This window comes from Streptomyces sp. NPDC001492 (assembly GCF_053597275.1).
On the sequence record NZ_JBSFHW010000036.1, the window covers coordinates 1 to 12,973 of the forward strand.

Below are 12,973 nucleotides of genomic sequence, written 5' to 3' on the forward strand. Positions count from 1 at the left end.
GCTGGAAATTCTCGTGGCAGCCGAGGGCGACGAACAGGACCTGGGAAAAATGACCCGGGAGACGCGGTGGGGCGGTGTTTCACGTGAAACACCGCCCCCGGCGTGTGGGTGAACCCTTACTTGGCGGAGTAGGGCGTGAGGCAGAGGGTCAAGTCACTCCTGCCGGTCTCCGTGTACTGGGCGTACTTGGTGCGGTCGCAGCCGGAGTCGTCACTCTTCTTCTGGGCGACCTTGTACTTGGCGCTCGCGCTGCTGCAGTCAACGACCTTGAGGCCCGGGTCGGTGGTGCTCTCCGGGTTGCTGATGCTCATGCAGTCGCCGACCTTGGCGGTGTCGGGGTCGTGGCGGCTCGCGAACCAGCCGACTCCCGCGGCTATGAGAGCGACAATGACGACCCCGATGCGCAGGTACTGCTTGATGCCGCGCTTCGGCCGCTGCGGCGGAACCGGCGCGTAAGGCGCTGCCCCCGCGGGCGGAAACCCAGGTTGACCCGGCTGCTGCGGGTACCCGCCCTGGGGTGGATAAGGTGCCGAGCCCTGAGGCGGGTACGGTGCCTGGCCCTGGGGCTGGCCGTAGGGCTGCTGGCCCTGGGCGAACGGGTTCTGACCCTGGGGCGGAGTGGTCACTTGACGGTCCCCCTGAAGAGTTGGTGAGCGGACTGCATAAGAGCCGCGTAAGACCTCGGTAAGTTATCGGCTGCCACTGACACTTCTGTAACCAGAAGGGGCTCTGTGGCCTTGATGTGACACTTACCGACGCTCAAAGCGGGCCATAGCCCCAGCAACCACCCCGTAGACAACGGCGACCGTGATCACCAGTGGCACGGAGCGGCCGTCCGGCGGCAGCATCAGCGCGGCCACCGCCGCGGCGCCGACGAAGGCGACATTGAAGAGCACGTCGTAGACGGAGAAGATCCGGCCCCGGAAGCCGTCGTCCACGGAGGACTGCACGAGCGTGTCTGTCGCGATCTTCGCGCCCTGGGTGGTGAGACCGAGGACGAACGTCGCGACCAGCATCGGAGCGGTGGCGAACGGGAGACCGAGGGCAGGTTCCAGGACGGCGGCCGCCGTGGCGCACACCACGATCCAGCGGCCCGGCCCGATGCGCCCCGCAGCCGAGGGCGTCACCACGGCCGCCGCGAAGAAGCCAGCGGCGGAAGTCCCCAACGCCAGCCCCAGCAGGCGCAGTCCGTCGTCGGTGGTCGAGGCGAAGGTGTACCGGCACAGCATCAGCAGCATGACCAGCAGCGCGCCGTAGCAGAACCGCATCAGGGTCATCGTGACCAGTGCCCAGGCAGCCTCCCGGCGCGGCGGTGCCGCGAGGTGTCGTACCCCCGCCGTCAGGTCGCGGGCCGTGCCGGTGAGTGCCGCGGCCAGCCTCGGCTGCACCAACTCGGCGTCCGGCCCGAGCAGTTCCGGTGCCAGGCGCAGTGACGCGAGCCCCGCGCACAGGTACAGGAAGGCGCCCAGCAGGACCACGGCGGCATCGGAATCCGCCGCCACCAGCCGTACGACGAAGGCGAGACCGCCGCCCACGGTCGCGGCGAGCGTACCGGCGGTCGGGGAAAGGGAGTTGGCCATCACCAGCCGCTCGGCGTCAACGACGCGCGGCAGTGCGGCGGACAGTCCCGCGAGGACGAAGCGGTTGACCGCGGTCACGCAGAGCGCGGAGACGTAGAAGAGCCAGTCCGGGGCGTGACTGAGGATCAGGAGAGCTGTCGCCGAAGCCAGCAGGGCGCGCAGCAGGTTGCCGTGGAGGAAGACCTGGCGGCGGCGCCAGCGGTCAAGCAGGACGCCTGCGAAGGGGCCCACCAGGGAGTACGGGAGCAGCAGGACCGCCATGGCGGAGGCGATCGCGGTGGCCGAGGTCTGCTTCTCCGGCGAGAAGACGACGTAGGCGGCGAGTGCGACCTGGTAGACGCCGTCGGCGCCCTGGGAGAGCAGGCGTACGGCGAGCAGGCGCCGGAAGTTCGCGAAGCGCAGGAGGGCGCGCAGGTCACGGACGACAGCCACGGGGCACAGCCTCACATACGGGGAGGGTCCCCGGGCGGACAACCCGGGGACCCTCGACGCCCTGGCAGGAGCAGTTGTGTCGGCGCTTAGCGCTCGACCTCACCCTTGATGAACTTCTCGACGTTCTCGCGGGCCTCGTCGTCGAAGTACTGGACCGGCGGGGACTTCATGAAGTAGCTGGAGGCCGACAGGATCGGGCCGCCGATGCCGCGGTCCTTGGCGATCTTCGCGGCGCGCAGGGCGTCGATGATGACACCCGCGGAGTTCGGGGAGTCCCAGACCTCCAGCTTGTACTCCAGGTTCAGCGGGACGTCACCGAAGGCGCGGCCCTCAAGGCGGACGTAGGCCCACTTGCGGTCGTCGAGCCAGGCGACGTAGTCGGACGGGCCGATGTGGACGTTCTTCTCGCCGAGGTCCCGGTCGGGGATCTGGGAGGTGACGGCCTGCGTCTTGGAGATCTTCTTGGACTCCAGGCGCTCGCGCTCGAGCATGTTCTTGAAGTCCATGTTGCCGCCGACGTTCAGCTGCATCGTGCGGTCCAGGATGACGCCCCGGTCCTCGAACAGCTTCGCCATGACGCGGTGCGTGATGGTGGCGCCGACCTGAGACTTGATGTCGTCACCGACGATCGGCACGCCCGCCTCGGTGAACTTGTCCGCCCACTCCTTGGTGCCGGCGATGAAGACCGGAAGGGCGTTGACGAAGGCGACCTTGGCGTCGATGGCGCACTGGGCGTAGAACTTCGCCGCGTCCTCGGAGCCCACGGGCAGGTAGCAGACGAGCACGTCGACCTGCTTGTCCTTGAGGACCTGGACGATGTCGACGGGCTCGGCGTCCGACTCCTCGATGGTCTGGCGGTAGTACTTGCCGAGACCGTCGAGGGTGTGGCCGCGCTGGACGGTGACACCGGAGGTGGGCACGTCGCAGATCTTGATGGTGTTGTTCTCGGAGGCGCCGATGGCGTCCGCGAGGTCGAGGCCGACCTTCTTCGCGTCGACGTCGAAGGCGGCGACGAACTCGACGTCACGGACGTGGTACTCGCCGAACTGGACATGCATCAGGCCGGGGACCTTGGACGCCGGGTCGGCGTCCTTGTAGTACTCGACTCCCTGAACCAGTGACGCGGCGCAGTTGCCCACACCGACGATGGCTACGCGAACCGAACCCATTCCGGTTGCTCCCTGTGTGTACGAGTGAGGCCCTGACTGGACTCTCACGTGGCGGTGTCGTCGGGCGTATCCGTCCCAGGGGTGTCCCCGGGACGGGGCAGGACGCCCGGCGCTCCAGATGTGTTGTTCTGCTGAGCGGACCCCCCGGAGGCGGGACCCTTCAGGTCCCGTCCGGCCCGCTCGCTCTCGATGAGCTCGTTCAGCCAGCGCACTTCGCGCTCCACGGACTCCATCCCGTGGCGCTGGAGCTCAAGCGTGTAGTCGTCGAGGCGCTCCCGGGTGCGCGCCAGGGAGGCGCGCATCTTCTCCAGGCGCTCCTCCAGCCGGCTGCGGCGGCCCTCCAGCACGCGCATGCGCACGTCGCGTGACGTCTGCCCGAAGAAGGCGAAACGGGCGGCGAAGTGCTCGTCCTCGTACGCGTCGGGGCCCGTCTGTGAGAGCAGCTCCTCGAAGTGCTCCTTACCTTCCGCCGTCAACCGGTAGACGATCTTGGCGCGACGCCCGGCGAGCGGTGCCGCGAGGGCGTCCTCGGGGGTGTGTCCCGGCTCTTCGATCAACCAGCCGTTGGCGACCAGCGTCTTGAGGCAGGGGTAGAGCGTTCCGTAGCTGAACGCACGGAACACGCCCAGTGACGTATTGAGTCGTTTCCGCAGTTCATAGCCGTGCATCGGGGACTCGCGGAGCAGGCCGAGTACGGCGAACTCAAGGATCCCGGAACGCCGGCTCATCCGCTCGCCTCCCTGCCTTATCTCGCACCGATGTATCGACTCGATACATCACGACGATAGAACGGCCTTCCGGATGGGACAAGTGGGGAGACGGTGAACGGGATCACATCACTTATTCATCCGAGGCAAGTTGCCTGATTTGGGGTGAACTCTGGGGCTCAGTGGGTTTTGGCGGTGCGTAGTCTGTGCGGCATGCAATCCACCGGGAGCCGAGTGACGCCAGGGGATGTCACGGCACCCGGCGCAGTACGGGTGAATGCGGGATCGACCACATCCGTACTTCGGGGGGACCGGAAACCAGCCGCCGTTTCCAGGCGCGCAAAGGTGCGCCTGCCCGAGGAGTAGTCGTTCGATGAGCGAGCACCGTCGCAAACCGCCGCCGCCGCAGGGAGGCGGACGTGCCGCGGCCCGACGCGGCCAGCCCGGCTCGTCCTCCGGCCGCCGTGCGGCACCGCGAGGCGCAACCGGGTCCCCGGCCGATTACGGACTGGGCCAGGGGTCGACTGACGAGGAGCGGTCGTACGGCGGCCGCGCCGAAGCCCGCCGCGCGGCACAGAGAGCTGGAGGCGGCCGCCGCAGAGCGGCCGAGCCGGGCCGCGGAGGCCGACGCGGCGCGCCGCCCGGCGGGCCCGGGCGGGGCAGAGGGCGAGCACCCGATCCCGGCAGGAAGCGCCTGATCGACTATCCGCGCGCGGGCAAGTACGGCGTGGCGCGCTGGGTGCCGTCCTGGAAACTGGTGGCGGGCCTGTTCATCGGGTTCCTCGGAAGCCTGGTGGCCGTGGCGGGCATCGGGTACGCCATGGTGAGCGTCCCGAATGAGGCCGACACGGCGACGGCGCAGAACAACGTCTTCTACTGGTCCGACAAGAGCGAGATGGTCGCCACGGGCGGTGAGACGAACCGCCAGATCGTCAACCTCTCGCAGATCCCCAAGGCGATGCAGTACGCCGTCGTCTCGCAGGAGAACAAGACCTTCTACACCGACAGCGGCATCGACCCCAAGGGCATCGCCCGCGCCGTGTTCAACATGGCCCGGGGCGGTGAGACGCAGGGTGGCTCCACCATCACCCAGCAGTACGTCAAGAACGCGCGGTTGGACGACCAGTCCCAGACGATCACGCGTAAGTTCAAGGAGATCTTCATCTCGATAAAGGTGGGCGCCACCGTCTCGAAGGACAAGATCATGCAGGGTTACCTGAACTCTGCGTATTACGGTCGCAACGCCTACGGCATCCAGGCGGCCGCCCGCGCGTACTTCAACAAGGACTCCGTCCAGCTGAACCCGGGCGAGTGCGCGTTCCTGGCGGCGATGCTCAAGGGCGCCACGTACTACGACCCGGCGGGCGCCACCTCCATCGACCAGGCGGCCACCCCGGAGGCCAACAGCAGGCGTGCGCTGCGCCAGATGCAGAACACCCTCGACAAGATGGTCCAGTACCACCACCTGGACGCGGCGACCCGAGCGAAGTACACCACGCTCCCCAAGGTGAAGAACCCGCGGTCGAACACCCAGCTCGCCGGCCAGGTCGGCTACCTCGTGGACCTGGCGAAGGCGTATCTGATCAACAACACCAACATCACCGCCAACGACCTGCAGCGGGGCGGCTACTCGATCTACACGACCTTCGACAAGAAGAAGGTCAAGGAGCTCGAGGCCTCGGTCAAGAACGTCCAGAAGGCCAACATCAAGCCCAAGGAACGCCCCAAGACGGACACACACGTCCAGTTCGGTGGCGCTTCCGTGGATCCGACGACCGGTGCCATCAAGGCTATCTACGGCGGTGAGGACGCGACCAAGCACTTCACCAACAACGCCGACGTCACCGGCGCCCAGGTCGGTTCGACGTTCAAGCCGTTCGTGCTGGCGGCGGCGATGAAGTGGGGTGTGCGGGACAAGAGCCTTGGCCCGGAGCAGGCGCAGGACGAGCGCACCCCCGTCTCCCCGAAGAGCCTGTACAGCGGCAAGAACAAGCTCAAGATCGAGGACTACGACAAGACGGTCTGGAAGAACGAGAAGGGCGAGGAGTGGCTGCAGACCAACGACGGCAACGAGTCGTACGGCAGTCCGCCCAAGTACCAGATCGACCTGCGTGAGGCGATGCGGGAGTCGGTGAACTCCGCCTATGTGCAGCTCGGAATGGACGTCGGGCTGGACAAGGTGAAGGCGGCGGCCATGGACGCCGGCCTCAAGGAGAACAGCCTGGCCGGTACCAGCTACCCGTCCTTCTCGATCGGTATCTCCGACCCGAGTGCGATCCGCATGGCAGGTGCGTACGCCACCTTCGCGGCCAGCGGCGAGCAACGTGATCCGTTCTCCGTCACGAAGGTCGAGAGCAAGGACGGCACGATCTACACCCACGAGGACAAGCCCAACGAGGCCTTCACACCCAAGGTCGCCGACAACGTCACCGACGTGCTGAAGACCGTGGTCGATAAGGGCACGGGTACCGCAGCCCAACTGCCCGGACGGCAGGTGGCCGGCAAGACGGGTACCACCGACGGCAACAAGTCCGCCTGGTTCGTCGGCTACACCCCGCAGCTGTCCACGTCGATCACGATGTTCCGCTACAACGACGACGAGTCGGAGAAGAACCGCACCTTCCTGGAGATGTATGGAACGGGCGGTCAGAAGAAGATCCACGGTGCCTCGTTCCCGGCCGAAATCTGGCACGACTACATGGCGGAGGCGCTGAAGGGCGCGCCGGTGAAGGACTTCCCGACGCCGGAGCCGATCGGCACGATCGTCAACGCCGCGCCCAGTCCGACGGCCGTTCCGACGCCCAGTGCGACCCTTACGAGTCCCTCGCCGAGCCCGACACCCAGTGAGACCTTGACGAGCCCGTCGCCCTCGGCGAGCGAGTCGTGCAAGTTCGGCTGGCAGTGCACGGACACCGGCGGTACGGACACCGGCGGCACCGACGGGGGCGTGACCTCATCGCCGACGGCCACGGACACATCCGGGACCGGTAACAGCAGAGGCAACGGCAACGGAGGGCTGTTTGGAGGCCCGGCCGGCTAGTCGTCGCAGCACCCGACACGGGCGTTTCACGTGAAACATGCCGATGTTTCACGTGAAACAAGGGCCGCCGCACCTGAGTGGTTGCGGCGGCCCTCGGCGTATTCCCAGACACTTACGGCAGGATGTGCGGCATGGCCAGCGCAGAATCGACGCAAGCGAGCGTGCACGAGCAGGACCCGGTGCGGCCGACCAAGGAGGACGAGGTCGCCGCGTCCGGAAGCGAGCTGATCGGCGGCCCCCTCGGGCGGCGCGCGCTGCTCGGGACGTCCTGGTGGACTCCCGTGCGGGTGGTCGCGCTCGTGGCGATCGGCATGTTCGCCCTCGGGCTGATCCAGAAGGCTCCCTGCTACAACGGCGCCTGGTTCTTCGGCGCCAGCTCGCAGTACACCAAGGCGTGCTACTCGGACATTCCGCATCTTTATCAGGGACGCGGTTTCGCCGATGGGCTGGTGCCGTACTTCGACAAGCTGTCCGGCGACATGCCGTATCTCGAGTACCCCGTGCTGACCGGCGTGTTCATGGAGGTCGCCTCCTGGCTCACGCCGGGCAGCGGCAGCATCCAGGACCAGGAGCAGTGGTACTGGATGGTCAACGCCGGGATGCTGATGGTGTGCGCGGCCGTCATCGCGGTCTGCGTGGCCCGTACGCACGCCAGACGCCCCTGGGACGGCCTGCTGGTCGCCCTGGCGCCCGCCTTCGCGTTGACCGCCACCATCAACTGGGACCTGCTGGCCGTCGCTCTGACGGCCGCGGCGATGCTGATGTGGTCCCGGAGCCGCTCACTGGCGTTCGGCGTCCTCCTGGGCCTTGCCACGGCAGCCAAGCTGTATCCCGTGTTCCTGCTGGGCCCGCTGTTCCTGCTGTGCTGGCGTGCGGGAAAGTGGCGGGACTTCGGCAAGGCCCTGGCGGGAACAGTCGTCGCCTGGCTCGCTGTGAACCTGCCGGTGATGCGCTTCGCCTGGGACGGCTGGTCGCAGTTCTACAGGTTCAGCCATGACCGGGGTGTGGACTTCGGGTCGTTCTGGCTGATCATGGCTCAGAACTCGACCGACCCGCTCAGCACCGACACCGTCAACAATCTGGCACTGGCCCTGGTGGTGCTGTGTTTCGTGGGTCTTGCCGTGCTCACCATGACCGCTCCGCGTCGCCCGCGCTTCGCCCAGCTCGCTTTCCTGATCGTCGCGGCGTTCATCCTCACCAACAAGGTCTACTCCCCGCAGTACGTCCTGTGGCTGGTTCCGCTCGCCGTGCTGGCCCGGCCGAAGTGGCGGGACTTCCTGATCTGGCAGGCGTGCGAGGTCGTGTACTTCCTGGGTATCTGGCTGTACCTCGCGTACACGACCAGCGGAGATGCTCACAAGGGCCTGCCGCAGGACGGCTACCACTGGGCCATCGGCGTGCACCTGATGGGGACGCTCTACCTGTGCGGCGTGATCGTGCGGGACATCCTCATGCCGGAGCGGGATCCCGTGCGCCGGGCCGGTGACGACGACCCGTCAGGGGGTGTGCTCGACGGCGCGGAGGACGTCTTCGCTCTCGGCGCTGCGGCCCATCCGCCGCGGCACGCCGCCCACTTCGACCCACCACAGGTGGAGTGGGGCAGCCGTGGAACAGCATCTTCCACGGACAGTTCGCTCTGAGCGAACAGTTGTCGGGGAGGGTGGCGACCCATGGAGCCGCCTCACTCGACGTGCGAAAAGGCCGTACACGGAGCTCCGTGTACGGCCTTTCGGTTGGCTGACGCTCTTCGCTCAGCGGTCGACGAGGCGGTCGAACTGCGTGGTGGTGTGGCGCAGATGGGCAACCAGCTCCTCGCCCACCTTCGGTTCCGGTGCGTCCGCCGGCACGAACAGGATGGAGACCTGCATGTGCGGCGGCTCCGCGAACCAGCGCTGCTTGCCGCCCCACACGAACGGAGAAAGGTTCCGGTTCACCGTGGCGAGGCCGGCCCGGGCGACGCCCTTGGCACGCGGCATGACGCCGTGCAGCGCCTTCGGGGCTTCCAGACCCACCCCGTGCGATGTGCCGCCCGCCACGACCACCAGGAAGCCGTCGGAGGCGGCCTTCTGCTGCCGGTAGCCGAAACGGTCCCCCTTGGCGACCCGCGTGACGTCCAGGACCGCGCCACGGTACTCGGTGGCCTCGTGGTCCCCCAGCCACAGCCGGGTGCCGATACGGGCGCGGAAGCGTGTCTGCGGGAACTGCTGCTGCAACCGGTGGAGTTCGTCCGCCTTGAGGTGGCTGACGAACATCGTGTGCAGGGGCAGGCGGGCGGCACGCAGGTGGTCCATCCAGCCGATGACCTCCTCGACGGCGTCGGAGCCGTCCGTGCGGTCCAGCGGCAGGTGGATGGCGAAGCCCTCGAGGCGGACGTTCTCAATGGCGGCGTGCAGCTGCGGCAGGTCCTGCGCGCTGATGCCGTGCCGCTTCATCGAGGACATCACCTCGATGACCACACGGGCTCCCACGAGGCCGTACACGCCGTCCACCGACGACACCGAGCGGATGACCCGGTCGGGCAGCGGGACGGGCTCCTCGCCGCGCCGGTACGGCGTCAGCACCAGCAGGTCGCCACCGAAGAAGTCCTTGATGCGCGCGGCCTCGTACGTCGTGCCGACGGCGAGGATGTCCGAGCCCAGCCGTGTGGCCTCCTCCGCCAGCCGCTCGTGCCCGAAGCCGTAGCCGTTGCCCTTGCAGACCGGGACGAGCCCCGGAAACTGCTCCTGCACGTGCTTGTGGTGCGCCCGCCAGCGCGCGGTGTCGACGTAGAGCGTGAGCGCCATGGCCGGACCTGGGACCTTTCTCGTGGCTATGTATCAGCGGTGTGGAAGTGAACGAAGCTGTCGGGCTTATCGAAGCAAACGGCCGGGGCCGATGGGGCTCAGCGGCGCGACATGTAGATGTCGAGCGCCTTGTGGAGCAGCTTGTTGAGCGGGAAGTCCCACTCGCCGAGGTACTCGGCGGCCTGGCCGCCCGTGCCCACCTTGAACTGGATCAGGCCGAAGAGGTGGTCGGTCTCGTCCAGGGAGTCGGAGATACCGCGCAGGTCGTAGACGGTCGCGCCGAGAGCGTATGCGTCACGCAGCATCCGCCACTGCATCGCGTTCGAGGGACGGACCTCACGGCCGATGTTGTCGGAGGCGCCGTAGGAGTACCAGACGTGCCCGCCGACGATCAGCATCGTCGCCGCCGACAGGTTCACGCCGTTGTGCCGGGCGAAGTACAGCCGCATGCGGTTGGGGTCCTCGGTGTTGAGGGCCGTCCACATGCGCTGGAAGTACGACAGCGGGCGCGGCCGGAAATGGTCACGCACGGCCGTGATCTCGTACAGCCGCTGCCATTCCTCGAGGTCCTGGTAGCCGCCCTGGACAACCTCGACGCCGGCCTTCTCGGCCTTCTTGATGTTGCGGCGCCACAGCTGGTTGAAGTTCTTGTGGACCTCCTCCAGGGAGCGGTTCGCCAGCGGCACCTGGAAGACATAGCGGGGCTGTACGTCACCGAAGCCGGCCCCGCCGTCCTCGCCCTGCTGCCAGCCCATGCGGCGCAGCTTGTCGGCGACCTCGAAGGCGCGCGGCTCGATGAAGTCGGCCTCGATGTCACGCAGCCGCTTCACGTCCGGGCTCTGGATGCCCTGCTTGATCGAGCCCGCCTCCCAGCGCCGGATGATCACCGGCGGGCCCATCTTCACGGAGAAGGCGCCCTGCTGCTTGAGGTGCGCGAGCATCGGTTCCAGCCACTCGGTCAGATTCGGAGCGAACCAGTTGATGACCGGACCCTCGGGCAGATAGGCCAAGTAGCGCTTGATCTTGGGCAGTTGGCGGTAGAGGACGAGGCCCGCACCGACCATCTCGCCGGTGCGCTCGTCGAACCAGCCGAGGCTCTCGGAGCGCCACTCCGCCTTGACGTCGGCCCAGGCCGGAACCTGCATGTGGCTCGCCGAGGGCAGGCTCTGGATGTACGCCAGATGCTGCTCGCGGCTGATCGTCCTCAGGGTCAGGCTCATTCGGGGCGCTCCTCGGGCTGGTGTGTCCCCATGGGTACAGGGGCTCCGGCTCTCGCGCCGAAGCCTACTGCGCCTTGCGAGCGCCCCGACTGGGCGTACGGAACCTGCGCCCCGGCTTGTTGGCCGCCGGGGCGTTCAGTGGTGCTTTGTCTGGGGTTGGAGAGCCGGTGTCCCTGGCTTCAGCCGATGACCCCACCGAAGAGACCGCCGTGCGCCATGCCGAGGAAGAAGCCGACTGCCGCGGCCCCCAGACCCAGGATGAGTCCGAAGCGCTCGCGGGTCGTCTCCGAGATCCACTGGCCGTACGCGCCGGTGAGGATCCCCACCAGGCCGGCCCAGGAGCTGAGCAGGTGCAGGTTGTGGAAGAAGCCCGTCACGAACGCCGTCACGCCGACGACCAGGGTCACCGCGAGCAGCGTGTCCTGGAGGGGGTGGGGTTTTCCGTCCGTGGCGAAAAGGCCTCCGACGGTGTTGGGTCGCAATGCCTGTGCCATAGGGCACCTCCTGCGGAAGACGGCGCATCGTAGCGCCATGCACACCCGATGTGTACAGATTGACGGTCCACGCGGCCGGATTTCAACCGGAAGCGGGTGTGCAGGTAGTCTGTAGCGTCTGCACCGGTGTCTGCCCAGGCAGAGCCAGGGAACCGTCCAGGCCAGACCGGGGATGTCGCTCGACGACCCCTGATTGTCAGTGGCGGCCGATACCGTTGCGTACGCATCACGACCCTCCTGCCACGGAACGACCGTGGCCGCTGAGTCCAAAGGAGGTGGGTTCCACATGCGTCACTACGAGGTGATGGTCATCCTCGACCCCGATCTGGAGGAGCGCGCTGTCGCCCCCCTGATCGAGAACTTCCTCTCCGTCGTCCGTGAGGGCAACGGCAAGGTCGAGAAGGTCGACACCTGGGGCCGTCGTCGTCTCTCGTACGAGATCAAGAAGAAGCCCGAGGGCATCTACTCGGTCATCGACCTGCAGGCCGAGCCTGCGGTCGTCAAGGAGCTCGACCGCCAGCTGAACCTGAACGAGTCGGTCCTCCGGACCAAGGTCCTCCGCCCCGAGACCCACTGAGCTCTCCCGCTCAGCTGATCTCGGGATTCGAGTAGCAGCACCACAAAGCAGCCAGCAGCAAACCCGCCGAGAGGTTCCCCCATGGCAGGCGAGACCGTCATCACGGTCGTCGGCAATCTTGTCGACGACCCCGAGCTGCGCTTCACCCCTTCCGGTGCGGCGGTCGCGAAGTTCCGTGTCGCGTCCACCCCCCGCACCTTCGACCGTCAGACGAACGAGTGGAAGGACGGCGAAAGCCTCTTCCTGACCTGCTCGGTCTGGCGTCAGGCGGCGGAGAACGTCGCCGAGTCGCTCCAGCGAGGCATGCGCGTCATCGTGCAGGGCCGGCTGAAGCAGCGGTCCTACGAGGACCGTGAGGGCGTCAAGCGCACGGTCTACGAGCTGGACGTCGAGGAAGTCGGCGCCAGCCTGCGGAATGCCACGGCCAAGGTCACCAAGACCGCCGGCGGTGCCGGCCGCGGTGGCCAGGGTGGTTACGGCGGCGGTGGCGGCCAGGGTGGCGGCGGCTGGGGTGGAAACTCCGGCGGCGGCCAGCAGGGCGGCGGCGCTCCTGCCGACGACCCGTGGGCGACCGGCGCTCCCGCCGGTGGCAACCAGGGCGGCGGCGGTGGCGGCTGGGGTGGAAACTCCGGCGGCGGCGCCGGCGGCGGCTACTCGGACGAGCCCCCCTTCTAGGCCTTCGGGCCGAGGGTGGGTCGTACCCACACTTCTTGATCACACAGGAGAAACACCATGGCGAAGCCGCCTGTGCGCAAGCCTAAGAAGAAGGTCTGCGCTTTCTGCAAGGACAAGGTCACGTACGTGGACTACAAGGACACGAACATGCTGCGGAAGTTCATTTCCGACCGCGGCAAGATCCGTGCCCGCCGCGTGACCGGCAACTGCACGCAGCACCAGCGTGACGTCGCCACGGCCGTCAAGAACAGCCGTGAGATGGCGCTGCTGCCCTACACCTCCACTGCGCGATAAGG

The 12,973-nt window shown here is 67.3% G+C and carries 12 protein-coding genes; 5 read left to right on the forward strand and 7 right to left on the reverse strand.

Annotated elements, in window-relative coordinates; all coding sequences use genetic code 11:
• Positions 1 to 116 precede the first annotated feature (116 nt).
• From ACWC1K_RS35470 to ACWC1K_RS35485, 4 genes are all read right to left on the reverse strand, one after another.
• Positions 117 to 626 (reverse strand): LppU/SCO3897 family protein, encoded by a 510-nt coding sequence (locus ACWC1K_RS35470; protein WP_450837039.1) that lies wholly within the window; start codon positions 624 to 626, stop codon positions 117 to 119.
• A gap of 123 nt (positions 627 to 749) precedes the next feature.
• A complete protein-coding gene (locus ACWC1K_RS35475) occupies positions 750 to 2,012 on the reverse strand; it encodes an MFS transporter (RefSeq protein ID WP_450837040.1) in 1,263 nt (420 codons plus the stop codon).
• An 86-nt stretch (positions 2,013 to 2,098) separates the two neighbouring features.
• A complete protein-coding gene (locus ACWC1K_RS35480; protein ID WP_450837041.1) occupies positions 2,099 to 3,181 on the reverse strand; it encodes an inositol-3-phosphate synthase in 1,083 nt (360 codons plus the stop codon).
• Positions 3,182 to 3,225: 44 nt separating this feature from the next.
• The gene (locus ACWC1K_RS35485; RefSeq protein ID WP_099930059.1) at positions 3,226 to 3,909 is read right to left on the reverse strand and encodes a helix-turn-helix transcriptional regulator; all 684 of its coding nucleotides are present in this window, start codon (positions 3,907 to 3,909) and stop codon (positions 3,226 to 3,228) included.
• A 352-nt stretch (positions 3,910 to 4,261) separates the two neighbouring features.
• Here ACWC1K_RS35485 and ACWC1K_RS35490 point away from each other — a divergent pair, with 352 nt between their 5' ends.
• Together ACWC1K_RS35490 and ACWC1K_RS35495 are read left to right on the forward strand one after the other, a co-directional pair.
• Entirely contained in the window at positions 4,262 to 6,928 is a 2,667-nt protein-coding gene (locus ACWC1K_RS35490) for a transglycosylase domain-containing protein (protein ID WP_450837042.1), read from the forward strand.
• Between the two features lie 131 nt (positions 6,929 to 7,059).
• A complete protein-coding gene (locus tag ACWC1K_RS35495) occupies positions 7,060 to 8,568 on the forward strand; it encodes a glycosyltransferase family 87 protein (protein ID WP_450837043.1) in 1,509 nt (502 codons plus the stop codon).
• 111 nt (positions 8,569 to 8,679) lie between these two features.
• On the opposite strand, the gene ACWC1K_RS35500 is transcribed toward ACWC1K_RS35495, so the two are convergent.
• The 3 genes from ACWC1K_RS35500 to ACWC1K_RS35510 all read right to left on the reverse strand — a co-directional run bounded on the left by ACWC1K_RS35500 (position 8,680) and on the right by ACWC1K_RS35510 (position 11,425).
• Positions 8,680 to 9,711: an alanine racemase gene (locus tag ACWC1K_RS35500; RefSeq protein ID WP_450837044.1), complete on the reverse strand. Its 1,032-nt coding sequence runs from the start codon at positions 9,709 to 9,711 to the stop codon at positions 8,680 to 8,682.
• Positions 9,712 to 9,809: 98 nt separating this feature from the next.
• On the reverse strand, positions 9,810 to 10,931 hold the full coding sequence (gene femX / locus ACWC1K_RS35505) for a peptidoglycan bridge formation glycyltransferase FemX (protein ID WP_115907084.1): 1,122 nt from the start codon (positions 10,929 to 10,931) through the stop codon (positions 9,810 to 9,812).
• Positions 10,932 to 11,110: 179 nt separating this feature from the next.
• Complete coding sequence (locus ACWC1K_RS35510) at positions 11,111 to 11,425, reverse strand: hypothetical protein (RefSeq protein WP_398954356.1); 315 nt, start codon at positions 11,423 to 11,425, stop codon at positions 11,111 to 11,113.
• A 286-nt stretch (positions 11,426 to 11,711) separates the two neighbouring features.
• Between ACWC1K_RS35510 and rpsF the strand changes: the two genes are divergently transcribed.
• From rpsF to rpsR, 3 genes are all read left to right on the forward strand, one after another.
• On the forward strand, positions 11,712 to 12,002 hold the full coding sequence (gene rpsF, locus ACWC1K_RS35515; protein WP_007383258.1) for a 30S ribosomal protein S6: 291 nt from the start codon (positions 11,712 to 11,714) through the stop codon (positions 12,000 to 12,002).
• Between the two features lie 81 nt (positions 12,003 to 12,083).
• A complete protein-coding gene (locus ACWC1K_RS35520) occupies positions 12,084 to 12,677 on the forward strand; it encodes a single-stranded DNA-binding protein (protein WP_450837045.1) in 594 nt (197 codons plus the stop codon).
• Positions 12,678 to 12,734: 57 nt separating this feature from the next.
• On the forward strand, positions 12,735 to 12,971 hold the full coding sequence (gene rpsR / locus ACWC1K_RS35525) for a 30S ribosomal protein S18 (protein ID WP_003949403.1): 237 nt from the start codon (positions 12,735 to 12,737) through the stop codon (positions 12,969 to 12,971).
• Positions 12,972 to 12,973: the final 2 nt, after the last annotated feature.